The sequence below is a fragment of the Alteromonas sp. AWJ4_199 genome, from assembly GCF_056159165.1.
This window is the reverse complement of the sequence record NZ_JBSWUR010000001.1, coordinates 1,933,022-1,959,102: the sequence shown is the minus strand read 5'-3', so window position 1 is coordinate 1,959,102 and position 26,081 is coordinate 1,933,022. Positions and strand designations below refer to the sequence as shown.

The 26,081-nt window shown below is 44.0% G+C and carries 17 protein-coding genes, 2 tRNA genes and 3 rRNA genes; 14 read left to right on the top strand and 8 right to left on the bottom strand.

Annotation, left to right across the window (positions count from 1 at the left end; translation table 11 throughout):
- Positions 1-93: 93 nt before the first annotated feature.
- The 5 genes from ACXAER_RS08585 (at position 94) to ACXAER_RS08565 (ending at position 6,195) form a co-directional block, all read left to right on the top strand.
- Positions 94-3,009 carry a methyl-accepting chemotaxis protein gene (locus ACXAER_RS08585; RefSeq protein WP_474828355.1) on the top strand — a complete coding sequence of 972 codons (2,916 nt, stop codon included), beginning with the start codon at positions 94-96 and terminating at the stop codon, positions 3,007-3,009.
- A complete protein-coding gene (locus tag ACXAER_RS08580) occupies positions 3,009-3,839 on the top strand; it encodes a CheR family methyltransferase (RefSeq protein WP_474828353.1) in 831 nt (276 codons plus the stop codon). The genes ACXAER_RS08585 and ACXAER_RS08580 overlap by 1 nt, the downstream gene beginning before the upstream one ends.
- A gap of 8 nt (positions 3,840-3,847) precedes the next feature.
- Complete coding sequence (cheD, locus tag ACXAER_RS08575) at positions 3,848-4,465, top strand: chemoreceptor glutamine deamidase CheD (RefSeq protein ID WP_474828351.1); 618 nt, start codon at positions 3,848-3,850, stop codon at positions 4,463-4,465.
- Between the two features lie 2 nt (positions 4,466-4,467).
- On the top strand, positions 4,468-5,514 hold the full coding sequence (locus ACXAER_RS08570) for a protein-glutamate methylesterase/protein-glutamine glutaminase (RefSeq protein WP_474828349.1): 1,047 nt from the start codon (positions 4,468-4,470) through the stop codon (positions 5,512-5,514).
- A gap of 420 nt (positions 5,515-5,934) precedes the next feature.
- The gene (locus ACXAER_RS08565) at positions 5,935-6,195 is read left to right on the top strand and encodes a hypothetical protein (RefSeq protein WP_474828348.1); all 261 of its coding nucleotides are present in this window, start codon (positions 5,935-5,937) and stop codon (positions 6,193-6,195) included.
- A gap of 68 nt (positions 6,196-6,263) precedes the next feature.
- On the opposite strand, the gene ACXAER_RS08560 is transcribed toward ACXAER_RS08565, so the two are convergent.
- From ACXAER_RS08560 to ACXAER_RS08550, 3 genes are all read right to left on the bottom strand, one after another.
- Positions 6,264-6,935 carry a haloacid dehalogenase type II gene (locus tag ACXAER_RS08560; protein WP_474828346.1) on the bottom strand — a complete coding sequence of 224 codons (672 nt, stop codon included), beginning with the start codon at positions 6,933-6,935 and terminating at the stop codon, positions 6,264-6,266.
- 197 nt (positions 6,936-7,132) lie between these two features.
- On the bottom strand, positions 7,133-8,929 hold the full coding sequence (locus tag ACXAER_RS08555) for a GGDEF domain-containing protein (RefSeq protein WP_474828343.1): 1,797 nt from the start codon (positions 8,927-8,929) through the stop codon (positions 7,133-7,135).
- Between the two features lie 130 nt (positions 8,930-9,059).
- Complete coding sequence (locus ACXAER_RS08550) at positions 9,060-9,953, bottom strand: DMT family transporter (protein WP_474828341.1); 894 nt, start codon at positions 9,951-9,953, stop codon at positions 9,060-9,062.
- 280 nt (positions 9,954-10,233) lie between these two features.
- Between ACXAER_RS08550 and ACXAER_RS08545 the strand changes: the two genes are divergently transcribed.
- A complete protein-coding gene (locus tag ACXAER_RS08545) occupies positions 10,234-10,752 on the top strand; it encodes an HAD family hydrolase (RefSeq protein ID WP_474828339.1) in 519 nt (172 codons plus the stop codon).
- On the opposite strand, the gene ACXAER_RS08540 is transcribed toward ACXAER_RS08545, so the two are convergent.
- Positions 10,749-10,907 (bottom strand): hypothetical protein, encoded by a 159-nt coding sequence (locus ACXAER_RS08540; RefSeq protein ID WP_474828337.1) that lies wholly within the window; start codon positions 10,905-10,907, stop codon positions 10,749-10,751. The two genes, ACXAER_RS08545 and ACXAER_RS08540, sit on opposite strands and share 4 nt — an antisense overlap.
- Before the next feature lie 71 nt (positions 10,908-10,978).
- On the opposite strand from ACXAER_RS08540, the gene ACXAER_RS08535 reads away from it, so the two are divergent.
- The gene (locus tag ACXAER_RS08535; RefSeq protein WP_474828335.1) at positions 10,979-14,863 is read left to right on the top strand and encodes a hybrid sensor histidine kinase/response regulator transcription factor; all 3,885 of its coding nucleotides are present in this window, start codon (positions 10,979-10,981) and stop codon (positions 14,861-14,863) included.
- Positions 14,864-14,887: 24 nt separating this feature from the next.
- Here the strand turns inward: ACXAER_RS08535 and ACXAER_RS08530 are convergent, their stop codons facing one another.
- On the bottom strand, positions 14,888-15,211 hold the full coding sequence (locus ACXAER_RS08530; protein WP_474828332.1) for a DUF3392 family protein: 324 nt from the start codon (positions 15,209-15,211) through the stop codon (positions 14,888-14,890).
- A gap of 103 nt (positions 15,212-15,314) precedes the next feature.
- On the bottom strand, positions 15,315-16,463 hold the full coding sequence (locus ACXAER_RS08525) for an iron-containing alcohol dehydrogenase (RefSeq protein ID WP_474828330.1): 1,149 nt from the start codon (positions 16,461-16,463) through the stop codon (positions 15,315-15,317).
- A 500-nt stretch (positions 16,464-16,963) separates the two neighbouring features.
- Between ACXAER_RS08525 and ACXAER_RS08520 the strand changes: the two genes are divergently transcribed.
- The 7 genes from ACXAER_RS08520 to ACXAER_RS08490 all read left to right on the top strand — a co-directional run bounded on the left by ACXAER_RS08520 (position 16,964) and on the right by ACXAER_RS08490 (position 24,455).
- Positions 16,964-18,496: ribosomal RNA gene (locus ACXAER_RS08520) — 16S ribosomal RNA — on the top strand.
- A 77-nt stretch (positions 18,497-18,573) separates the two neighbouring features.
- Positions 18,574-18,649: transfer RNA gene (locus ACXAER_RS08515), tRNA-Ala, on the top strand.
- Positions 18,650-18,686: 37 nt separating this feature from the next.
- A tRNA-Ile gene (locus ACXAER_RS08510) sits at positions 18,687-18,763 on the top strand.
- 402 nt (positions 18,764-19,165) lie between these two features.
- A 23S ribosomal RNA gene (locus ACXAER_RS08505) occupies positions 19,166-22,041 on the top strand.
- 119 nt (positions 22,042-22,160) lie between these two features.
- Positions 22,161-22,276 (top strand): 5S ribosomal RNA (gene rrf / locus ACXAER_RS08500).
- The 16S, 23S and 5S rRNA genes sit together here with 2 tRNA genes alongside, the layout of an rRNA operon.
- 434 nt (positions 22,277-22,710) lie before the next feature.
- The gene (locus ACXAER_RS08495; protein WP_474828328.1) at positions 22,711-23,247 is read left to right on the top strand and encodes a PH domain-containing protein; all 537 of its coding nucleotides are present in this window, start codon (positions 22,711-22,713) and stop codon (positions 23,245-23,247) included.
- Positions 23,248-23,453: 206 nt separating this feature from the next.
- Complete coding sequence (locus ACXAER_RS08490) at positions 23,454-24,455, top strand: branched-chain amino acid aminotransferase (RefSeq protein WP_474828326.1); 1,002 nt, start codon at positions 23,454-23,456, stop codon at positions 24,453-24,455.
- A 65-nt stretch (positions 24,456-24,520) separates the two neighbouring features.
- On the opposite strand, the gene gpmA is transcribed toward ACXAER_RS08490, so the two are convergent.
- Positions 24,521-25,267 carry a 2,3-diphosphoglycerate-dependent phosphoglycerate mutase gene (gpmA, locus tag ACXAER_RS08485; protein ID WP_474828324.1) on the bottom strand — a complete coding sequence of 249 codons (747 nt, stop codon included), beginning with the start codon at positions 25,265-25,267 and terminating at the stop codon, positions 24,521-24,523.
- 176 nt (positions 25,268-25,443) lie between these two features.
- On the bottom strand, positions 25,444-25,905 hold the full coding sequence (locus tag ACXAER_RS08480) for a cupin domain-containing protein (protein ID WP_179982112.1): 462 nt from the start codon (positions 25,903-25,905) through the stop codon (positions 25,444-25,446).
- Between the last annotated feature and the right edge of the window lie 176 nt (positions 25,906-26,081).

Here is a 26,081-nt window from a genome sequence, read left to right as displayed (position 1 = left end):
CGAATTCTTCAAAGGGGAATTCGCCTTTTTTATAAGTTGCGGGTTTATTCAGCGCTTCAAACAACTAGCGCGACAAATATGATAGGTGATGCTATGGGTGTTTTTAATATATTTCATAATGAAGAGTTGGTGGCTGCTCAAAGCCTTTCTCGTTTTCAAGAGCAGGCGCTGAGCGAGAGTACGGCGTGTTTGATGCTAGTGGACGCATCGGGAACGATAACCTTTGCCAATAAAGCATTTAGACAGCTAGCGCAAGAGCACAGCGAACAGTTTTCTAGCGCGCTTCCCAATCTTAATTTTGAAGAATTGACCGGCACCTCAATTGCAGGCTTTTTTGCTAGTAGTAGAGAATTAAGCCAGCGGTATAGCACCTGTAATAGTAGCGACGCCTTTTTACTGCCGGTAGACAAACTGTTGTTTACATTAAGGCTCACCACAATTAAAAGTGTTGAGGGCGAAAAACTTGGCACTATGGTGGAATGGATAAACGACCAAGAATTGCAGCATAAATCTGGCTTACTGGAGGGGCTCGACCGTTGCCAAGCCATAATCTCGTTTACTCCAGATGGCATTGTTGAAGATGCTAACGATAACTTTCTCAAAGTAACAGGTTATTCAAAAGAGGACATTGTCGGTAAGCATCATCGATTATTTGTACTGCCAGATTATGGCGTTTCTGAAGAATACAGTCACTTTTGGGAAGGGCTGAGAAATGGTGAACGCAGCAGTGGAGAGTACTGCCGTGTAGCAAAAAACGGTGACAAAATTTGGATCCAAGCCTCTTACAACCCTATTTACGACAAACTGGGTAATATTGTTCGCGTAGTTAAGTTCGCAACTGACATTACGGCGGAAAAACGTAAAAACGTGGATTATGAAGGGCAAATAAACGCAATCGATAAATCTCTAGCTGTTATCGAGTTTGACCTAGAAGGGGTAATCCAACACGCCAACGAAAACTTCTGTAATACAACGGGTTATGACTTAAGTGAGATAAAGGGGCAACATCATAGTATGTTTGTTGAGCCCAATTACAAAATGAGCCCCGAATATGCCGCATTTTGGCGTGACTTGAAAAAGGGTGAATTTAAGTCTGGCGAGTTTAAGCGGGTAAAAAAAGACGGTAGCGAGCTTTGGATCCAGGCGTCTTACAACCCTATTTTTGACGAGTTCGGCCAGCCCCAGAAAGTGGTGAAGTACGCATCCGATGTCACTGAACAAAAACTACAGAATGCATTTAACACAGGTCAGATAGATGCGATCAGTAAATCTCAAGCAGTTATCGAATTTGACCCCAACGGTAACATCGCGACCGCAAACGATAATTTCTTGGCCACGGTTGGGTATGCACTAGACGAAATCCAAGGAAAGCACCACAGAATTTTTGTCACTAAACAGGAACGTGAATCTGAGGAATATCGCACTTTTTGGAAGAAGTTGGCTGAAGGTCAGTTTTATTCGGGTGAATTTCATCGTGTTGCCAAAGATGGTTCAGATGTATGGATTCAAGCAACCTACAACCCCATTTTAGACATGAGTGGTAACGTAGTAAAAGTGGTCAAATACGCGAGCAATATTACCGAACAAAAAGTGAAAAATGCCTATTTTGAAGGGCAGTTGGCGGCCATAGGAAAGTCTCAAGCAGTCATTGAATTTAACATGGACGGCATTATCCAAGATGCCAATGAAAACTTTTTAAATACGGTGGGATACACCCTAGAAGAAATTAAAGGTAAGCACCACAGCATGTTTGTCGATTCGTCATATCGTGCTAGCCCTGAGTATGCGGCATTTTGGGATGCGTTGCGCAGTGGCACCTACTCTTCTGGTGAGTACCGCAGAGTTGGCAAAAACGGCAAAGAAATTTTTATTCAAGCGACATATAACCCCATCTTAGATCACAACGGTAAGCCCTTCCGCGTAGTGAAATTCGCTACGGACATTACAGGTCGAACTCAGGCAGTTGATGAAATTAAGCACGTTATGACTAAGCTTACAGAGGGCGATTTAACCGTTAATATCGACCATGCATTAGATGGCGACTTTGCTGTCTTAGGCGAAGCAATAAATCAATTTATCAATGAAATGCGCGGCACGATCACCAGCATTAATGAAGCGGTAGAAACCATTAATGTAGCATCGGGGGAGATTGCAACAGGAAATGCCGACTTGTCGAGCCGTACAGAGCAACAAGCGTCAAGCCTTGAAGAAACAGCATCGAGCATGGAAGAGCTAACCGGCACCGTAAAGCTTAACGCCGAGAATGCTGAGCAAGCCAACGGCCTTGCAGCGCAGGCAAGTCAAATTGCCTCTCAGGGGGGAGAGGTTATCAGTGAAGTGGTTGATACCATGACGCAGATAAATGACTCTGCTCAGGAAATTTCAGACATCATAGGTGTGATTGACGGCATTGCGTTCCAAACTAACATACTGGCATTAAACGCCGCAGTAGAGGCTGCACGAGCAGGTGAGCAAGGTCGTGGTTTCGCCGTTGTTGCTTCTGAAGTGCGTAATTTAGCGCAGCGTTCTGCAGAAGCCGCGAAAGACATTAAAGAACTCATCTCTGACTCGGTCGGAAAAATTGCAAGCGGTAACCAGCTGGTTGTTAAATCGGGTGAGACTATGGCTGAAGTAGTAACCTCTATTAAACGAGTGAATGACATTATGTCTGAAATTGCAGCGGCGTCTGCAGAGCAAGCTGCGGGGATAGAGGAAGTCAGTAAAGCCGTAGTTCAGATGGATGAAATGACCCAGCAGAACGCTGCGCTAGTGGAAGAAGCTGCTGCTGCGGCCGATAGTCTTAAACAGCAATCACTGCAATTGAATGAACGGGTCTCAGTATTTGAAGTAGGAAAAGGGCTAAGCAGTGACCAACAGCATGTCGCGGCCCTCACCCACGGAGATTTTCGACAGCCGCAGCGCTTATCTGCAGCACCAGCTCAGCGAGCCTCTCAAGCGAAGGCGCTAACACCGGCTATGCCTGACGAAGCAGAGTGGGAGTCATTCTAATGACAGCGGCTGTTTCAACAAAAGATAGCACCAGGGAGTTCGCCTTTGAAAAGGCGGACTTTAAAAACGTGCAGAAGATGTTGTTTAAAAAGGCAGGAATAAATCTATCTGATGCCAAGGAAGCAATGGTCTACAGTAGGCTAGCGCGTAGGATTAGGGCGAGAAATTTGCGCAGTTTTAACGAATATCTCGCTTTAGTGAACAAATCGGAGTCAGAGTTAGAGCAATTTATCAATGCACTAACCACGAACCTTACATCTTTCTTTCGCGAGCCGCACCACTTTACCGCGTTGGCCGATTACCTAAGACAGAATAATGTTACCAACATTTGGTGTGCAGCCAGCTCTACTGGTGAAGAGCCTTATTCAATCGCGATGGTAGTGGCTGAAGCGTTTGGAAGTTTTAAAACTCCGGTCAAGATCATTGCCTCAGACATAGACAGCAAAGTGTTAGCCAAGGCCAAAGCCGGTGTTTATCCCTTAGCCTCGATAGCGAAAATACCTCAATACCGGCAAAAGCAGTTCTTTCACAAGGGTAAAGGTGCTAACGAGGGAAAGGTGAAAGTGGTCGATGAGCTTCGCAATATGGTGCAGTTCAAAAAGCTGAATCTTACCGATGCAAAATGGGATGTTAAGGGGCCGCTTGACGTTATATTTTGCCGCAATGTGATGATTTATTTTGATAAACCAACACAACTCAAAGTACTACAAAAAATGGTGGGTATGTTAAAGCCATCTGGACTTTATATGGCTGGGCATTCTGAAAACTTCAATATGTATACTAATCTTGTGAGACCGGTGGGGAAAACCATTTATCGCCCCGTCGGTTAGGAGATATCGTGGCGACCCCCAATTTTGAACTGCCCATAACTTACTACGATAAACGTTTTTCTACAGAAGCAGTCAAGCTGTTACCTGGTCAGTATTTTGTTACCACACAAGACAAAATGCTGGTCACTGTTCTTGGTTCTTGTGTGGCGGCGTGCCTGTTTGACCCCATCACAGGGTCTGGTGGGATGAATCACTTCATGTTGCCCACCATTAATAAAGCGGCAGGTGAATTTGAAAAGATTCAGGGAATGGCAGCAAAATACGGGGTTCACGCCATGGAAATTTTGATTAATGAACTTGTGAAAGTAGGGGCAAAAAAGAACCGACTACAAGCAAAAGTCTTCGGAGGCGGGAAAGTCGTGCCGTCTTTTATTCAAAACGATGTAGGTAAGTTTAATGCCGAATTTGTAACTCAGTTTTTAGAAACCGAAGGCATACCTATTTTAGCCAGTGACTTGTGCGATGTTTATGCGCGAAAAGTCTATTTCTTCCCAAGTAGTGGCCACGTGATGATGAAGCGCATACACGAGTTAAACAACGCAACAATCATCGAGCGAGAAAGTCAGCACCGCTGGGAATTATCGAAGCAAACGCCAAGTGGCAGCGTAGATTTATTTGAGGACTAGTTATGACAATAAAAGTGTTAGTGGTAGATGATTCAGCGCTTATCCGCCAAATACTCAGTGAAATCATAAAGAGTGAGCCAGACATGACGCTGGTAGGTGCAGCGCCAGATGCGTTTGTAGCGAAAAAGATGGTGCTTGAGAAGTCGCCCGATGTCATAACATTGGATATCGAAATGCCAAAAGTGGATGGTTTGCGCTTTCTGGAAGTGCTTATGAATGCCAGGCCAACCCCTGTGGTTATGATATCAACGCTAACAGAGAAAGGGGCTGACGCCACATTAAGGTCGCTGGAATTAGGTGCGATTGATTTTGTTGCTAAACCTAAAATCGGTGTAGCTCAAGGTATGGCGGAATACCACGAGTTAATCGTTGACAAAATTCGAACGGCCGCACGTTCAAAAGTAAAGAAGGCGTCGCCCACTAAGACGGCTTCTGTAAACAAAGTCAGTTACTCCGGTACAGAAAAACTTATTGCCATAGGCGCCTCGACTGGCGGTACCGAAGCTATAAAAGAGGTGCTGCGAACCTTCCCTGCAAACGCTCCTGCAACGGTGATAACCCAGCACATGCCGGCAGGCTTCACCTCTACCTATGCACGGCGGTTAGACTCTGTGTGTCAAATGCAGGTTAAAGAAGCGAAGGGCGGCGAGCGTTTGCTTCCTGGTCAGGCATATCTAGCACCTGGCGACAAGCACATGGAAATTGAAAGAAGCGGAGCCGATTATCGTATCAGGCTTACCGATGGTGCGCGGGTATCGGGTCATAAGCCCTCTGTGGATGTACTTTTTAATTCGCTATGCAAAAGTGCGGGTAGTAACACGATAGGTGTACTGTTAACGGGAATGGGTAGTGATGGTGCTATCGGTCTTCAAGAATTATTCAACGCCGGTTGCGAGACATTCTGTCAGGATGAAGCAAGCTGCATCGTATTTGGCATGCCTAAGGTCGCTATTGAAAAGGGGGCTGCTAAGCAAGTATTAAGCTTAGATGATATGGGAAAAGCGGTTATGCAAACTGTAGAAAAGCTCTCTGCTGGTAGCCGCTTATAACTATGGTGAGTAAGCACTTACAGAAAGCAATTTCTGTCTTAAAGCTGTAAAAATATTGTTAGAAATTTGCTTGTTAAAGAACACCTTAGGTGTTTTAATAATGCTACTTAATAAGTAAGTAATGTTGCTTCAAAATGCTGTTGCTGAAGTCGATACTATGGATAGACTTACTTTTAAGTACTTAAAATATAAAAACGTAAGTGAAGTGGTAGAGTAAAGCATTGTCGCCATAATAATTTAAAAGATAATGTTCTACATGCACTGGTGGGGAAATAAACAAAGTTTTATTACTGCGTATATTTTACTGTACCTATAAGCAATAAAAGGCCTGCTATATTCCTTACAGATTTGAGAGCAAATATATGCTCATTCTTATGGTATGACACTCGCTCGGGATTTAACGAGTAGTTGGGGATTCTTATGAAACAGCAAATGCTAATAGCGCTATCTGCGTTAATGTTTTCTTCTTCTGTTTTCGCTAATGGCGGTTTTGAACCGAATAAGAAAGCATGCGTTAACGTCGGAAAAGAAATTACTCGCGTAAGCACTGAAATGGATACGGCAACGTCAGGTATTCAAAAATCATGGCTTAAGCGTCAATTAAGCGCATTAGAAACTAAACGCAATTCATGTAGCATAAAAGGTTTCAAAGCTAATCAGTCAGCTTTAGCAAAACTTTAAATACTTGATGTTTAGAAGTAAAAAAGTCTTACGTTGGTAAGACTTTTTTGTTTGTAAAGTAGATAAAGTTAGTTAGTTACTATACCTATTAACTCATCAAGCGAACCAATACTGTGATCAGGTGCTAAACCTAACGGGTACATCATTTTGCCCGAACGCTCTACAAATGCAGTTTGCATACCTGTCGCCTTAGCACCACTTACATCCCAACCATGTGCCGCCACCATCATGGCATCTTCGTTCTCTACATTAGCCTGCTGACAGGCCCAGTGATAAACCGCTGCATGAGGCTTGTAAGTTCGTACGCTTTCCACACTCAATACATGAGAAAAATACGGCTTAATATTGGCATATTCCAGCTGTGCGTCTAGCCCGGCTTTTGATGAGTTGGAAAGTGCAACCAAGGTTACGCCAGCACTTTGAAGCACTTTTAATGTAGGGATAACATCGTCATGCGCAGGCAATCGGGTAATATGCTGTTTGATGGTATCTTTTGCGGTAGCTTCATCAACAGATATATTCCTACTGTGAGCTACCATGGTAAGTGCTGCGGCTCCAATATCAATGAAATCGTGAAACTGCCCAGTCGCAACATCTACTAAGCTGTGATGCAAAAGGTTAGCAAACCATAAGTCTACCAGTGTCTCATCGCCGTTTAGCACCGACGCTAAGCCTGTTTTTATAGCCTGCATGTCTAAAAGTGTTTCATTGATATCGAAAAAAATAACCCTTGGCGTCACGATTCACCTTCCTTTAGTTAATGAGAGTAAACGGTACGTTTCGTTTTAGCTTGTTCGTTGCTTATACCACTGTAAACCAGAATTGGTTTTGCTAAAGCACATTACGACCAATGTCGATGGGTGGTGTTGATAAGAGATTATGGAGGTATTGGGAGCGCGCGACACTGCAAATGCAGGTCGCGCGTTTTCTGTTTAAGCTAAATGGTGCCGGTGCGACTTTCTATATCAATCGACATGGCGATGTCGTCGAGTATGTCGTTTAGCCCAGTAATTTTTTCGGTGCCAACAAATACGCTCATTTGAGACTCAACCGTAATATCGTCATCTGTGGTGTTGCCCTCAAAGGTATTTGCTAGCGCGCTTTGCACGCGGTCGAAGAATTGGCGTGCACTTCGTTCTTCAATGTTGTGAAGGCATAAAATGAATTGGTCTGTACCAAAACGCCCTAAAATATCGTTACCCCGGGTTACGGTCTGTAGAGTTTGCGCAATTTTTCGCAATACAAAATCGCCTTTCGTAGAGCCCATTTTACGCGTTATCTCTCGTAGATTACTGATGTCGAATATTGCAATAGCAATGGCGCGCCCCTTTTTAGGCGCATCCAGTTTGTTAATGCGAGCAATGGCTGAGTCGGCGTTAAGTAAAAGTGTTACCGGGTCAATGGCTTTGCGTGCTAAGTGCTTTTTACGTAAAACGTACCCGGCAATAAGAAAGAGCGCTAAGAACACAACGATGGCGGTATACAAAGTATTCCTTCTTTGTTCTTCGGCTTTTTCAATAGCTGATTCAAGATCATAAATACGCGTATACAAGTTGGCAGCACCGACAATCATCGCGGTATCTTGGGTAACTTCTCTCCGCTTAATGACCTCTTTTGAGTAGATATTATGGGCTTCTTTTGCGCGCTCTATATCGTTTAAAGCCAAAAATATTGAAACGTTGAAGCTCAAGTAGTCTAGGTTGGTTTCGAAAATCCTTGGAATAGCATTTTTATCTAACGCACCTATGTCAGCTAAGTATTGCTTTATACAGGTTAGGTTATTGTTGTGTAAGCATAGTTCTGCTTTGTGCCAATCAACCAGCATTTGACCAAAAGAGCTAGAGATATTGGCTGATGCTTCTTCTAAATCGGACAGAGTATAGGCTAGGTTATTGTAATCTTGCGTTTTTCTATAATAGATAGACAGTGCATATTGATACAAAAAGTTACTAAGTGGCGTGTTGATTTCGCTATTCAGTGCACCTAGCTCCAAAATACTTTGATAGGCTTTGTCGGTTTGTCCGCTGCTTAGCAGTGATACAATGGCGCTAATAATAATACTGACCTTATTACTGCCTTTGTAAACAAGCAGGCCCATTTCATGGGCTTTTAAATACTGCTCTGCGGCCAAGGCGTGTTGTTCTAAATCACCATAGAGAAGGCCGATAGCATTGTGGATATGCGCCAACTCGCCTGGACTACCGTTATCGGAATAGCGCTTAAGCACGCCAAACATTTTGCCCAGCCTAACCTCGGGAGACGTAGACTCTGAACAATAGTTAATAAGCCCTAGCGAAGAGCTGGTAAAAATATCGCTGTGGCGCTCGGGCGAAGATAAATCTTGAGCTTGTTGGTAATACTTACAGCGCGCCGGGTTTTCTCTGGCATCATAAGAAAAGCCAATTTGATAAATAGCCGATGCAAACGCATAAGAGCCCTCGTCAATATTGTTTTGCATTATGGCTTTAAGTAGCAAGCTCTCAGCTTCTTCATACTTGCCACGACAAATTAAAAACTGCCCTTTGGCTACGGTTAAAGCAAAACGTTGTTGGGATGTTAAGCTTTCTAAAGCGAGCGTTTGTTCTAGCTCTGGCAGCAACGATTGGCTTGGACAATCGTAGGAGGGCGCTCGAACTTTTTCGATAACGGCATCGACATCAGTATTCGCCAGCGCACAAGAGGCAAATAGCACACTAAAAAAAGATAAGATTGTTAAATATAACCTTCGAGCCATAAGAGATAGCGTTTACGTTTTTTCTTTATAATATCGATTTGAGTTACGAACTACCACATGAAGCCCTTAAAACTTACGGCTTTTTTGTGTCTGAATCTCATATTTCTTGAAGGTAAAAAGTAAACGGCCTTTAATGCACCGACGATCCAAAGCTTACCAAAATTGCAACGCCTACTAATGCAACGGCAGACCATGCAATAGTGGCTTTTGTTGCCCTCTCACCAAGTACCCAGGCAACCCCTAGCGACATTAACGCGCTTGTAGCAATAAGGGTTTGAACCACGGCAGCTTTGGCATAGGCAAATGCAAACATTTGTAAGTAAATAGCTGCAGTAGTGCCAAGCAGAGTAGCTAATACAAAGGCAGGCCATATGCGTTTGCCGTGGCTACTTTGATAGTCGATAACAGGTATATAGCGGGTTTTGGTTAAGGCGATAAGCGGTATCACAAAGGCCATACCACCCACTAGGCGCAAAAATGCCGCGCTTGCAGCGTCAACTTCTCCAGCGCTTAAAATGTCGCGGCTGACTACCGCGCCAATGGCCTGGCATAGTGCGGCGCCTACGCCATATAAATAACCGCTGGTAGCAAATACATGAGTAGAACTGCGTTTACGTGCCTTTATCACCATATCTACCGAAAACAGTACCACCGCAACGCCAACCCACTGCTGCCAGGTAATCCATTCGCCAATAAAGGCCATAGCGAAAAGCGCGGTAAATAAAGGCGCAAGGGTTTCGGCAACCAGTACCGCTTGGCTATCGCCAATACTTTGTAGGGCTTTAAAGAAACAGGTGTCGCCAATGCCTATGCCAATTAGGCCGCTAAGTAATAGCCACAACACTGCGCTGGTGGTAAGCCCGGTTGGCTGAACCACAACTAAAACCAAGGCTAAAATGGCAATTGAAATTAGGCCTTTCCAAAAGTTCATAGTTAGTGGCGAAAACGCGTTACCGGTTCCCCGGAATAAGCGTGCAGCAATGGCCCAACAAAGCGCTGTACCTAGCGCAGCAAAAACACCCATAAATTACCTGTTAAAACTTTGCCCAATAACGCTGGGGCAAATAAGTAGTCTGACAAAAAGAGCGGCTATGCTAATGCAAGGTGTGGGCGGGGTAAACTTAAATCATTCAGTTGATTTTTAGTCAGAACATCATAGCCTTAAGCAAACGTAACAGAAGGCTAAAGGCATTCGTGGCATTATGTTAGTGGCAAGGTTAGTGAGTAAGTTAAGCGCAGTCCACAATTAAGTGGGCGTTAACCGAACTTTAAGAATAACAGTGAAGTAAAAGGACGAGAAAACCGTGAGTATTGAGCAAATGAACTTAAGCGGCATAAAAGGTGTGATATTTGATTTAGATGGCACCTTGGTAGAGTCTAGCCTTAACTTCACGCAAATGCGTGCCGATGTAGGCTGCCCACAAAACGAAGACATTCTTACCTTTGTTGAAGCCCTTAGCTGCGCCGAAACCAAAGCCAACGCCCACCGCACTATTTTGCAACACGAACTAGACGATGCAGAAAACGCCAAGTGGTTACCCATTGGCAAAGCCATGGTAGAGAAAGTGCAGGCACACAAGCTCCCCATGGCAATTGTTACCCGCAACTGCCGACAAGCCACCGCAATTAAGGTAGCCAATAACAGTATACCTATCGACTACGTGATAACCCGCGAAGATGCCCCAGCCAAACCCGACCCAACCGCCTTATTAATAGTGGCGAACACATGGCAGCTTCAACCTGAAGACTGCCTGTATGTAGGCGACTTTATTTATGACCAGCAAGCCGCCGAGAATGCTGGGATGAAGTGGTTGTTGGTTTAGATGTCGACTTTATGACCCGAAGGTAGAGTTGGAAATTCGGGCATTATTGCCATTAAGTCTTCTTCTAATAAGCAAAAGTGCCCAGTGCCTGCATATACTTTAGTATAGTCTTCCTCTGCCAACTCTTGCATGTTCATATTTTGTTCGATACTCATAGTTAATTCCTTTTTATAAAGTTTGTTATTGCTTAAAGAAAGCATTTAAAAAATAACAAGGCTAAAGACATATGGATTTGCAGTTAGAGACAAGAATTAGACTTTTTGGAAAATTGGTCATTATTGGCGCAATTTTTATGTTTTTTTGTTTCACCTATTCAAAAAGTGTTAGTGCTTTTGGTGTTACTTTGAACGGGAAAACTAAATTTGCTGGTATTCCCGTAGGAATAATTAGAGATACTGAAGTTGTTGGCAATGCAGTCTATATAGCTTCAGAAAATGGTTTGTTTAGGTATTTAGGCGGTCGTTCAGAGAAGTTAGAATATAACATCGACCCTAATGAGCGGGGGACTATTTCAGACTTATACTATGATGGAAAATATACACTCTGGATCGTCGAATTTGGTGTAGGGGTTTTCAAATACAGGACAGACACGGGTGCCATAGAAAAATTTCGTTCTGGAGATAAGTGGCCACGATATGCTTGGAAGATAGGGGTTCTTGAGCAGTACACAGTAGTTTCACTAATTACTGGAATTATCGTTGTTGACAAAAAGACCGGAGAGCTTCAGGAGTGGGCATCAAACGTTGCGCCGGGTAATGTAAGCAATGTACTTTCTTTGGCAGTATCAGTAGATGGCTTGATTTACCTTGGATCTGAAAGTGGGTTAGTTAAAATTGATCCTAAAAAAGAAACGAGCGAAATAATACCCGTAGATAGTTTTCTAACTAGTCTTTCATCGATCGATGTCGTGTCAGTGCTCGGCGAGACTCTTTACCTTGGTGGTAGCGAGGGGGTCTATGTTTGGGACACCGTAACTGACAATAAGTCGTTTTTCCCTTTTGGAAATCCTCAGTACCCTGTTGGCCCTGTTTCAGATATCTATGTCTCAAATTCTCACAGGATATTTGTCGCTGCAGGAGGTCTTTATGAATTAAATGATGGAAAAATTAACAAACCTGATTTTATGGCGCCGCTCATAACTTCAGACGGTATTAGGAGTATCGTAAAATTAGCAGAACTTCCTTCAGGCGAATTACTACTGGCCTCGTCTCAGCTTGGTCTTATCTCAATTACACAGTCTCACGAAGCTATTAATCTAATACATAAAGATGAACAAGTACTTAGGCAAAACATTAAGTCGTTTGGCTTTAGTGATGAGTTTGGGTATGGAGTTAGTACTCAAAGGCAAGATTATCTTATAAACATAGAAACAGGAGAGTTAAAGCCCTTCAGTTTTTGGGGAGGGAACCGCTGTATTGATGAAAATCTATTTGAGTATGCCGAACTTTCTAAAAGTTATAGCTTTCATGATGATTACTGCAGTTCTAGGTTTAGTCATGCCATTCAGCAATCAGGCTCGCTTCTCTATTTGTATTATGATGATGGGAGTAAAGCTTTTTACGATATATTAAATGATGGCGTAATAGTAGATAAGATCCCTGCACCTCGGAAAATGCTCAGCTCATTCTTAACAACTTCAGGTGAAATAGCAGGGTTTGATAGCGATAGTAATTTTCATATACAAATGTCCAAGTTTAATTGGAAGTCTATTTCACCTGATGACGGTGGATGGGTAGGGCTTACTTGCTTGATTGAAATGCAAGAAGTTTTCTTACTTTGTACTTCAGGGCAGGGTATCAAATCGATAAATAAAGTCACAGGAGAAATAAGTACCTCCGACCTATTAGCTGGTACTGGAGCTAGGTTTGTTAGAGGAGCCCTATATAGTGAAAGTAATCACTTGTGGTTTTTGACCAATATGGGGCTTTTTGTGGTCACTTCAGATAAGAAACTAGTTTCCTTCAATGAAAGCGACGGCGTATTTGATACAGATTTCGAATATCGAGGGATACACCAGTTTGGTGAAAGGTTGATTATTCTTGGCGATAAGTATTCTTATCTGGTTGACGAAGAAAAAGCGATAGCAGCCATGAAAGCCAAAGACAGCTTAAAAAGTAAAGTTGTATTTACTAGAGCAGAGTGGGCCGATAGTGGGATGCAAACTCATAAAGTTTATTCACAGCCGATAGCGTTTGAAGAGACTATAAAGTTAGAAAGTGATTTCGATAAACTTTCTCTTGATTTTAGGACGAGCAGTTTTTCTAACCATGAGAATGAAAAGTTAGAGTTTAGAATTTTAGGCATGGACGAAGAGTGGAAGTTACACCCTTTACCCCAAGCATTTCTTACCATGGCAGATTTAGAGCCTGGTCGGTATGAATTCCAAGCAAGAGTAAGCGGTGGCGAAAACCCGATTACGTCTCTTAGTTTCGAGGTAGAGCAACCAATATACCTCCAACGGTATGCATTAGGCGGATATTTTCTTGTGGCTTTAAGTCTGCTTATTGCATATAGGTTGAAATATTTAGCAGCGCTTTGGGGTTATTTCAAAACCACCTCGCTATACACTCATCTCACGCGGTATGAAATAACAGATGGACACTCAAAGTTCGAAAAAATGCTTCGCAGTAAAGAGCGTTTCATCAACGAAATAACCTCTGAACTTCGAACACCAATCCAAGTGATTAACGGCTCGTTAGAAAAAATTCCTGACGCAGATAAGGGCACGCGCAAAGAATTAGTCTGCATTCAAGACAATGTGAAAAGGGTCGAGCAATTAATTAATCAGATGAGTCAGGATGTCCCTACAGCTTTCAAAGCAGAAGATTATTACAAGTCTTATTCACCCGAAAATATCCGTTTTATTTTGTTATCTCTAGAACCTTTAGCCAAGCAAAAAAGGCAAAATCTAGAAGTGCGGATAAAGGTTAAAAAAAGTGTGTCTCTGATCAGTGAAAGCCTTGAGAAAATCGTGGCTAACTTAGTCCAAAATGCTATCAAGTTTACACCTGAACTTGGCACGATAAAGGTAAGCGCTATACAGGATAGTAAGGCACTAAAGATTACTGTAACTGATGATGGTGAGGGAATTGAGGAAAACTTACAGAGCAAAGTATTTGAAAGGTTTGCTAAAGGTAACACTAAATTAGATGGAAATGGTGTAGGGCTGGCTATGGTTAAAACTCTAGTAGAGTTGAACCAAGGAGATGTTGTACTTCAGAGTCAAAAAGGTGTGGGTACGAAAATAACCGTAACGCTTCCGATTGACGATATTGTTTTTGTGAATTCGCACGCTGAAAATCTTTTGCCAGCGGATGCTAAAACAAATAAGAAATCGCTGTTAATCGTTGATGACAGCAGAGAGTTCCGTTCTTATCTTTTTGACCTATTCTCTGACAAATACCGCTGCCTAGTTGCGCGAAACGGTGTCCAAGCCTTAGATGTAATGCAACATTATTTGGTGGACTTAGTAATAACAGATCAAATGATGCATGAAATGGACGGGCTTAGTTTAACTAAAGCTATTCGCAGCAATGCAAGTTATGCAAATATTCCGATATTAATGCTGACTGCTGAAATAGGAACTGAACTCGAGAAAGCTGCGTTAGAGGAAAAGGTAGATTACTTCTTAGCGAAGCCAGCTTCAAATGAAGAGATAATACTGCGTGTTGAACATTTATTGTCTGTCAGAGAAGCAAAAGAAAAAGAAGAAGATGAAAGCACGCTTCCCGTTTTCAAATTTGGGTGTTTAACAATTCCAGAATTTGATAACGAGAAGGATATGGCGTTTTATCTGAATTTTATCGCTGTACTTGAGAAGAATTATCAAGACGAAGCGTTCAATCGAGACCAAGCTGCTTCTCAGTTATTGATAAGTCCAAGAAGCTTAAATCGAAGGATGTCTGAATTGTTCGAGTACAATTTTAGCGAGTTTCTGTCGCGCTTCAGAATTGAAAAATCTATCCCACTGCTGCTAGAGGGAAATAGTATTTTAGATACATGTTTAGATGTTGGCTTTGGAACAGCGGCTTACTTTTCTACTTCTTTCAAGAAGGTCATGCACCTACCACCTAAAAAGTACATCGAGCAATATAGTAAAACAGTCGCTTAGTTTTTTAGACGGGGTAAAAAGCTGCTAAACATACTTACGCCTCTCAGCCAAAAAGCCAATCAACAGAAACGAAGCCACGTAGCCTGCACCTTGGTACTGCCAAGGCAAGTAGGCTAGGGTGTGTTTTAAGAACGGTGCGCCGTATAAGGTTAGTGCGCCATAGCCGAAGGCACAAAGGACTACAAACAAACTAACGCGAATGATGAAATGATAAGGTGCCAGTATGCGTTTTACATGGCCGTTAATCAGGTCGCCGTACACCACTAAAATTGTGGCCATAAGCATAATGCTCATTTCGGTGTAATAGGGGCTTAATGCGCGAGAAAGGGCACTGAAAAGTTGACTCATAAAATTACTACTATTATGACGTTGTTACTGTGTGCCCATTATAACCACGGCAAGTATAAAAGCGTTAACTAAGGCTGAATTGAAATTGGTGGGTAAGACCACTTTAAAAAGCAAGCCGATAGATATCTTCAATCTCTTCAATACTCAATTGCTTGGGATTATTGCGAAGAAGGCGAGTCACTTTACTCGCCTCTTCTGCTAATTCACCTACACAAGAAGGCGAAATATTAAAGTGGGTGAGTGAAGCGGGAATGCCAACATCGCGACACAGTTTTTCTACAGCAACTAATAATAGTTTTATTGCCTCCTCTTTTGGGTGGTGGCGCTCACATACCTTTAAAAGCTTAGCCACACAATAAAGTTTGTCTTGGCAGAACGGTGCATTTACTTTCAATACATGAGGTAGCATTACCGCGTTACTCATGCCATGTGACAGATGAAACCGTCCCCCTAGTGGATAAGCTAAGGCATGTACTGCCCCCACGCCCGCGTTTCCAAACGCAAGACCGGCCATTAAACTGCCGGTGGCCATATCTTCCCGTGCTGATAAGTTCTCACCGTTACTATAAGCGTGAAGTAATGAATTAAAGATAAGCTTCAGTGCTTTCTCTGCTAGTGCATCGGTAATTGGGCTGGCATTTACACTTATATAAGCTTCAAGCGCGTGAACGAATGCGTCTATACCGCTCGCTGCTGTAATCGACTGTGGGCACGTTTTTGTCATCTCAGGTGCAACAATAGCAACATCGGGTAACAAGCAGTGGCTAACAATCCCTTTTTTCATCTGTGCTATCGGGTCTGACAAGATAGCAATGTTGGTAACTTCTGAACCTGTACCTGCGGTAGTAGGGATAACAATAAGAGGCAAACGACGTTTTGAAAGCGTATTTTCACCGAAGAGTTCACTGAGGGGGCCGGCATGATCATATGTAGCTGCAAGTACTTTTGCACTATCAATAGCGCTACCTCCACCAAGAGCAATAATTCCGTCTACTTGCTTCTCACGAAGTGTCGCTAACTTATCCTCTATGATATTCACTTCAGGCTCAGGTGGAATGTCATCAATAATAAGTAACGGTGAGGAGGGTAGCAGTGTGAGTAGTTGATCAAGAAGACCGGATGACGAAACGCCTTTGTCAGTAACGATGGCACAGTCCTTTATGGATAATCTCGCCATTTCATCAGTGAGAGCTTTTATAGCACCAAGACCCGTTATGAGTTTTCCAGCGGTTCTAAATTCAGAAACCTTCATGCGAACCCCTTAATAATCCACGTACACGTTCAAATACTGTTCTATTAATTTATAGTACACAGCATGACTTACCAATTAACTAACCTTATAGATCGTGAAAAGCGCGGTTAATTAGTGGTTTTTATGAACGTATTGCGCATTGTTTATGCAAACGATCGAAAAATAAGGTTTTTTTTAAAATACTTGTTGACGTGAGCGCTCATTTCCCTAAAATGCGCATCCGCTTCGGGGGAAAAGCAAAACAGCAACCCTCCTGAAGTAAGTCTCTACTACCTTTATAGGCCAGTAAAGACGGGAGTTTAGAAGAAACGCTTTCGAAAATAAATTTTCAAAAAGTGTTGACACTGAAAACTTCCAGCGTATAATGCGCACCTCACTCGAACAGGGTGAGTCACTAAGAAGCAAGGCTTCTAGTGAATGTTCTTTAAAAATTTAGACAAGACAATCTGTGTGGGCACTCGTTAAGAGTGTCACAACGACGATTCATATTTCGATATATTTAATTGAAGAGTTTGATCATGGCTCAGATTGAACGCTGGCGGCAGGCCTAACACATGCAAGTCGAACGGTAACATTTCTAGCTTGCTAGAAGATGACGAGTGGCGGACGGGTGAGTAATGCTTGGGAACTTGCCTTTGCGAGGGGGATAACAGTTGGAAACGACTGCTAATACCGCATAATGTCTACGGACCAAACGGGGCTTCGGCTCCGGCGCAAAGAGAGGCCCAAGTGAGATTAGCTAGTTGGTAAGGTAAAGGCTTACCAAGGCGACGATCTCTAGCTGTTCTGAGAGGAAGATCAGCCACACTGGGACTGAGACACGGCCCAGACTCCTACGGGAGGCAGCAGTGGGGAATATTGCACAATGGGGGAAACCCTGATGCAGCCATGCCGCGTGTGTGAAGAAGGCCTTCGGGTTGTAAAGCACTTTCAGTTGTGAGGAAAAGTTAGTAGTTAATACCTGCTAGCCGTGACGTTAACAACAGAAGAAGCACCGGCTAACTCCGTGCCAGCAGCCGCGGTAATACGGAGGGTGCGAGCGTTAATCGGAATTACTGGGCGTAAAGCGCACGCAGGCGGTTTGTTAAGCTAGATGTGAAAGCCCCGGGCTCAACCTGGGATGGTCATTTAGAACTGGCAGACTAGAGTCTTGGAGAGGGGAGTGGAATTCCAGGTGTAGCGGTGAAATGCGTAGATATCTGGAGGAACATCAGTGGCGAAGGCGACTCCCTGGCCAAAGACTGACGCTCATGTGCGAAAGTGTGGGTAGCGAACAGGATTAGATACCCTGGTAGTCCACACCGTAAACGCTGTCTACTAGCTGTTTGTGACTTTAAGTCGTGAGTAGCGAAGCTAACGCGCTAAGTAGACCGCCTGGGGAGTACGGCCGCAAGGTTAAAACTCAAATGAATTGACGGGGGCCCGCACAAGCGGTGGAGCATGTGGTTTAATTCGATGCAACGCGAAGAACCTTACCTACACTTGACATGCAGAGAACTTTCTAGAGATAGATTGGTGCCTTCGGGAACTCTGACACAGGTGCTGCATGGCTGTCGTCAGCTCGTGTCGTGAGATGTTGGGTTAAGTCCCGCAACGAGCGCAACCCTTGTCCTTAGTTGCCAGCATTAAGTTGGGCACTCTAAGGAGACTGCCGGTGACAAACCGGAGGAAGGTGGGGACGACGTCAAGTCATCATGGCCCTTACGTGTAGGGCTACACACGTGCTACAATGGCATTTACAGAGGGAAGCGAGACAGTGATGTGGAGCGGACCCCTTAAAGAATGTCGTAGTCCGGATTGGAGTCTGCAACTCGACTCCATGAAGTCGGAATCGCTAGTAATCGCAGGTCAGAATACTGCGGTGAATACGTTCCCGGGCCTTGTACACACCGCCCGTCACACCATGGGAGTGGGATGCAAAAGAAGTAGTTAGTCTAACCTTCGGGAGGACGATTACCACTTTGTGTTTCATGACTGGGGTGAAGTCGTAACAAGGTAACCCTAGGGGAACCTGGGGTTGGATCACCTCCTTACCATTACGTCGATAGACGCCTTGATGCAGTGCCTACACAGATAGTCTTGTTTAAAATGAAGAACGACACAAGTTTATGGGGCTATAGCTCAGCTGGGAGAGCGCCTGATTTGCATTCAGGAGGTCAGCAGTTCGATCCTGCTTAGCTCCACCATCTACTTGACACTGAACTTGCATAAGCGAAGTACTGAAGGCTTGTAGCTCAGCTGGTTAGAGCGCACCCCTGATAAGGGTGAGGTCGGCAGTTCAAGTCTGCCCAAGCCTACCATTTCCTTAATTTAAGAAAGGAAGGTAACAAAGGTAGAAACGTGTCACGTTGGACCCGAAATCCTAATGAATATTTACTGTTTCAGTAAAGATTGATTAGGGTTTTTTACCCTGAGGGAGCATTTACGATACTTGAAAGAGTAATGTAGGTCCTCCTTGCGCAAAAGTCATGACAAAAAGCGTCATGATTTTGCACGATAGTTCTTTAACAATTTGGAAAGCTGATATTAATAGTAATCAATCAAAATTGAGTAACTGAGAAATCGAAAGATGACTTTTTACTCTACTTGACTGAATTGCTTGTTATCAATCGATGATTTGATAGCAAGGCAATTCTTCCGATTAGCTTGTCATGCATACGACATAACTTAGACAGAAGTCAAAAGGCTGTTTGGGGTTGTATGGTTAAGTGACGAAGCGTATACGGTGGATGCCTTGGCAGTTAGAGGCGATGAAGGACGTGTAAGTCTGCGAAAAGCTGTGGTGAGCCGACAAAATGCATTTGAGCCACAGATGTCCGAATGGGGAAACCCACCTGTTTACAGGTATCGTTACATGAATACATAGTGTAACGAGGCGAACGAGGGGAACTGAAACATCTAAGTACCCTTAGGAAAAGAAATCAATTGAGATTCCCCTAGTAGCGGCGAGCGAACGGGGAACAGCCCTTAAGCTGTATTGAATGTAGTGGAATCCTTTGGGAAGAGGAGCGATACAAGGTGATAGCCCTGTACACGACGCAATCTTTACAGTGAAATCGAGTAGGTCGGGACACGTGTTATCTTGACTGAATATGGGGGGACCATCCTCCAAGGCTAAATACTCCTAACTGACCGATAGTGAACCAGTACCGTGAGGGAAAGGCGAAAAGAACCCCTGTGAGGGGAGTGAAATAGAACCTGAAACCGTATACGTACAAGCAGTGGGAGCCCTTCGGGGTGACTGCGTACCTTTTGTATAATGGGTCAGCGACTTATATTTAGTAGCAAGGTTAAGCGAATAGCGGAGCCGTAGCGAAAGCGAGTGTTAACTGCGCGTTTAGTTGCTAGGTATAGACCCGAAACCCGGTGATCTAGCCATGAGCAGGTTGAAGGTTGAGTAACATCAACTGGAGGACCGAACCCACTAACGTTGAAAAGTTAGGGGATGACTTGTGGCTGGGGGTGAAAGGCCAATCAAACCGGGAGATAGCTGGTTCTCCCCGAAATCTATTTAGGTAGAGCCTCGGACGAATTCCATTGGGGGTAGAGCACTGTTAAGGCTAGGGGGTCATCCCGACTTACCAACCCTTTGCAAACTCCGAATACCAATGAGAACTATCCGGGAGACACACGGCGGGTGCTAACGTCCGTCGTGGAGAGGGAAACAACCCAGACCGCCAGCTAAGGTCCCAAAATATTGCTAAGTGGGAAACGATGTGGGAAGGCATAGACAGCTAGGAGGTTGGCTTAGAAGCAGCCACCCTTTAAAGAAAGCGTAATAGCTCACTAGTCGAGTCGGCCTGCGCGGAAGATGTAACGGGGCTAAGCAATATACCGAAGCTGCGGCAGCATGTTTACATGCTGGGTAGGGGAGCGTTGTGTAAGTGGATGAAGGTGAGTTGTAAAGCTTGCTGGACATATCACAAGTGCGAATGCTGACATGAGTAACGATAATGGGAGTGAAAAACTCCCACGCCGGAAGACCAAGGTTTCCTGTCCCATGCTAATCAGGGCAGGGTAAGTCGGCCCCTAAGGCGAGGCAGAAATGCGTAGTCGATGGGAAACGGGTTAATATTCCCGTACTTATATAATCAGTGATGGAGGGACGGAGAAGGCTAGGCAAGCTTGGCGTTGGTTGTCCAAGTGAAAGTGCGTAGGCTGAAGACTTAGGTAAATCCGGGTTTTCAAGGCCGAGACACGAGACGAGCTCCCAAGGGAGTGAAGTTGTTGATGCCCTGCTTCCAGGAAAAGCTTCTAAACTTATGATTATATGAACCGTACCCCAAACCGACACAGGTGGTCAGGTAGAGAATACTAAGGCGCTTGAGAGAACTCGGGTGAAGGAACTCGGCAAAATTGTACCGTAACTTCGGGAGAAGGTACGCCTCTGTTTGTGAACACTTCGCGTGGTAAGCAAATGGAGGCCGCAGTGACCAGGTGGCTGGGACTGTTTATTAAAAACACAGCACTCTGCAAACTCGTAAGAGGACGTATAGGGTGTGACACCTGCCCGGTGCCGGAAGGTTAATTGATGGGGTTAGTTTTCGGACGAAGCTCTTGATCGAAGCCCCGGTAAACGGCGGCCGTAACTATAACGGTCCTAAGGTAGCGAAATTCCTTGTCGGGTAAGTTCCGACCTGCACGAATGGTGTAACCATGGCCACGCTGTCTCCACCCGAGACTCAGTGAAATTGAAATCGCAGTGAAGATGCTGTGTACCCGCACCTAGACGGAAAGACCCCGTGAACCTTTACTACAGCTTGGCACTGAACATTGAACCTACATGTGTAGGATAGGTGGGAGGCTTTGAAGCACAGTCGCTAGATTGTGTGGAGCCGTCCTTGAAATACCACCCTTGTATGTTTGATGTTCTAACATTGGTCCCTTATCGGGATTGTGGACAGTGTCTGGTGGGTAGTTTGACTGGGGCGGTCTCCTCCCAAATAGTAACGGAGGAGCACGAAGGTTAGCTAATCACGGTCGGACATCGTGAGGTTAGTGCAATGGCATAAGCTAGCTTAACTGCGAGACAGACACGTCGAGCAGGTACGAAAGTAGGTCATAGTGATCCGGTGGTTCTGTATGGAAGGGCCATCGCTCAACGGATAAAAGGTACTCCGGGGATAACAGGCTGATACCGCCCAAGAGTTCATATCGACGGCGGTGTTTGGCACCTCGATGTCGGCTCATCACATCCTGGGGCTGAAGTCGGTCCCAAGGGTATGGCTGTTCGCCATTTAAAGTGGTACGCGAGCTGGGTTTAGAACGTCGTGAGACAGTTCGGTCCCTATCTGGTGTGGGCGTTGGATGATTGATGGGAGCTGCTCCTAGTACGAGAGGACCGGAGTGGACGAACCGCTGGTGTTCGGGTTGTGATGCCAATCGCATTGCCCGGTAGCTATGTTCGGAACGGATAACCGCTGAAAGCATCTAAGCGGGAAGCCGGCCCAAAGATGAGTCATCCCTGAACTTTAAGTTCTGGAAGGGTTGTTATAGACGATGACGTTGATAGGCAGGGTGTGGAAGCGTTGTAAGGCGTTAAGCTAACCTGTACTAATTGCCCGAGAGGCTTAACCATACAACGCCCAAAAAGCTTTAGGCTTTTGAGTGTTGTAGACAAGCTAAAGTAAGTAGAGTGAAAAGTAGTTACTCACTGATTGAATTGATATCCAGTTTTCTAGATTGTTACCAGTTTTTCCTGGCAGCCATAGCGATACGGTACCACCTGACTCCATTCCGAACTCAGAAGTGAAACGTATTAGCGCCGATGGTAGTGTGGGGCTTCCCCATGTGAGAGTAGGACACTGCCAGGTCCTAATTCTAAGAAGCCCTTGTCTTATGACAAGGGCTTTTTTCGTATAGGCACGTTGTAGTAAAAAACTGAGCGTACTGTGTGTCCTCCTTGCGCAAAAGTCGTGACAAAGAGCGTCACGATTTTGCACGACAAAACCCGCCTAATGGCGGGTTTTTTGCGTTTGGAAGAAAGAAAAAATGGGGTCAGAGTACATTAATTCACTGGCCATGTTCCAGCGAACATCAAAGAGGGAGCAGAGTACTTTATTTCATTAGGTGCCACTGTATTACTCTAGTAAGCGTCAACTTTCTTTGCGTCTTATTGGCAACGTAGAAATACACTCTGACTTCAAAAGCTATTACTTAGCGCATCAATAATAACCAGAAAATTGTTTACCATTTCTCGCACTTGTTAGGGTTATACTTGAATATATCCAACTAAAAGGAACTGATGATGTCTGAGAGAGTAATATTTGAAGCTACCTTTAACCCTGCGGTAAAAATCTACTGGCTTTTAAGTTTACTGTTGGTGTCGTCTATCACTATAGTAGGTATACCTTTCTTGATTGTATCCATTCCCTTGTTTTTCCTGATCAGTGGCAAAATAATGGCCGCTATGTCTGCTGTTGTTACAGAGCGAAAGCTGGTCGTAAAACGAGGTGTATTTAACAAAGAAGAGAAGTCTATTCCTTTAGAGAAAATTACCGATGTAGCTATGGTCCAAGGACCGTTAATGCGGCTCTTCAATTTATATCGGTTGTCATTCGAAACTGCTGGGCAATCGGCGCAAGGCGCTTTGGTTTCACTTATTGGTATCAATGACGCCGATGCATTCAGAGAGACAATTTTGTCACAAAAAGACAAGTTACTAATAAATAATAGCACGTTCCCTAAAGAAGAAGTCGATGAAAACGGTGATTTGAAGATACTTATTGAAAGCGTTAAACGAATAGAACAGTTGCTAGAAAAAGCGTTAGAAGGAAAACAGTAAACATTCAAGATTAACGTCTTACAGAAAAGCTTACGTCTAAAGCATTTTCTTTGCTTTTGGGACCCTTAATTCTTCTCACTGTCAGTATTCATAGACGGTCTTATTCGATAAAAGCCTTAATAGAGTCGACTTACTTTTAGCAATGTGTAGGTTTTTTGGTAAACTCTTGCGAATAACATTTTAGTCGAAGTAAATAGGACGAACTAATGGCCGTATTCGGTACAGTATTCATGCCACAAATGGCGCTTACTACCTTTGTCAACGATCAATGGACTGACACCGAATTTGTCAGTGCAGACAGCATTTCACTTCACCCTGGTGCGCACGTGCTTCACTATTCGAGTACATGCTTTGAAGGTTTAAAAGCATTTAAGCATGAAGATGGCAGCATCAATATATTTAGAATGGATAAGAATATTGAGCGCTTTGCTCAAAGTAGCCGCCTTTTAAATTTGCCTGAAATAGATAAAGCGCAAGTTGAAAAGATGATTATTGATATTGTTGCTAAATACGCTTCTGAGGTTCCAGAGCCTCCTGGTTCTATGTACATTCGTCCTACTCATATCGGTACAGAAGCGTCCATTGGCAAAGCTGCAGCACCGTCAGCGGATTCAATGCTATACGTATTATTGTCTCCGGTCGGCGATTACTTTGCCGGCGGAGCAAAACCGCTTCGTTTGTTGTTAGATGAAACTGGAATGCGCTGTGCTCCACATATGGGAATGGTTAAAAGTGGCGGTAATTATGCCAGTGCTTTACCACCTATTCTTAAAGCGCGCGCGGAAGTTCAAGCTGATCAAATACTGTTTTGTCCTAATGGTGACGTTCAAGAAACCGGTGCAGCAAACTTCTTACTTATTGACGGTGACGAGATCATTACAAAAGGGTTGGACTCTAGCTTCTTACACGGAGTAACCCGTGCAACCGTTCTTCAAATTGCTAAAGATCACGGCATGAAAGTAAGTGAGCGCGATATTACAGTTGAAGAGCTATTAGAACGCTCTGCAAAACCAAATACAGAAGCGGCGCTGTCTGGTACAGCGGCTGTGCTTACGCCAGTGGGTACTTTTATTCATAACGACAAAGAGTATCAGGTTGGAAGCGGCGAAGCTGGCCCGGTGACAATGAAACTTAGACAGGCGTTAAATGATATCCAATGGGGTAAAGCCGAAGATACCCACAACTGGCTAGTCAAAGTGCCAAATTAGTCTAATTAGATACCCATAAAAAAGCCTGCTTAAGCAGGCTTTTTCGTATCTAAAAAGGCACTCGATTACTTCGCTTTGCCTTGCTTTGCAACTGCATCCATCATTGCTTTAATTGCATCAGCATCGCCAAGATACTCTTTAGAGATTGGCTTAAGGTTTTCATCTAGTTCATATACTAGTGGTACACCTGTAGGAATGTTTAGTCCCAACACTTCTTCGTCTGACATACCATCTAGATACTTAACAAGGGCACGAAGGCTGTTGCCATGGGCAGCAATAATTACACGCTTACCAGCTTGGATGTCTGGACGAATAACGTCGTGCCAGTAAGGTAATACACGTTCGATAGTAAGCTTCAGGCTTTCACCACGTGGCAGAATATCAGCATCAACATTGTTATAACGAGCGTCGTGACCTGGGAAGTGTTCGCTATCGTCTTCAACTGCCGGAGGTGGAATATCGAAGCTACGACGCCAGATTTTCACTTGCTCTTCGCCGTGCTTAGCAGCAGTTTCCGCTTTGTCTAGACCGGTCAGAGCACCGTAGTGACGCTCGTTCAGGCGCCAGTGGCGCTCAACTGGAAGGTAGTGTTGACCCATTTCTTCAAGGGCAATATTAAGCGTTTTGATTGCGCGAAGGAGTACAGACGTATATGCCTGATCAAATGTAAATCCAGCATCTTTAAGAAGCTGACCTGCGGTCTTTGCTTGTGCTACACCAGTGTCGGTCAAGTCAACGTCGTGCCAGCCCGTGAAACGATTTTCCAAGTTCCACTGACTTTCTCCATGACGAATAAGTACCAATTTATACATAGTTGGGTTACCTGCGGCGTTAAAGTGAAATAGTCTGAGATAATTCCAGAAGTTGGACGTTCAGACGTATATTTAAAAACTGCTGTTATCATCCTTGATTGGCGCTTAAAAATCCAGTTTAAGCGGTTATAAAATCGCAGGTAAGACGTGTCTTTGCCTTTCAGTTAAGAGATTTATTAAATAAACCGTGTCAGGTCTGGATGGGCAACTTTTATCCACTCTTTCATTGATGGTTCTTCAATAAAGCTAAAATCTTCAAAATCAAACCCTGGCGCGACTGTACAACCGACAAGTGAGTAGTCACCCATAGTTGCAGCTCCTTGAAAATTGCCCGCCTCAACGACTTCAACATAATCGTTGTTGCCACCACCTATACGGCGTTCCCATAACTGCTGTTTTTGAATTTGGAATAGCTGTAAAGGAGCACCTTCATAGTGATTCCATACTTCATCGTGTAAAACGCGATGAAAGCGACTGACTTGGCCCTTAAGTAAAAGAAAATAGATATGGGTGAGTGCTGGACGACTGGCACCATGGACATAGGATGTAGTCTTATTTTCTGAACGAAAAACCTGACGATAAAAACCTCCCTCGGGATGAGGTTCTAGGTTGTATTTCTTAATAAGCGGATGGGTCATGATAACTTCGTATTGTTGTTATTGCTTTTTTACCGGTGCTCGTTTTTCAATGACTTTCTGAGCATGTATCAAGGTATTAGGCGTTTAGCGTGGTAATTAGCATACCGCTTGCAAGATTATAAGAAAACACGGATGTTATATATTTGTAAATGAACGAGGTGTATGACATTTCATTC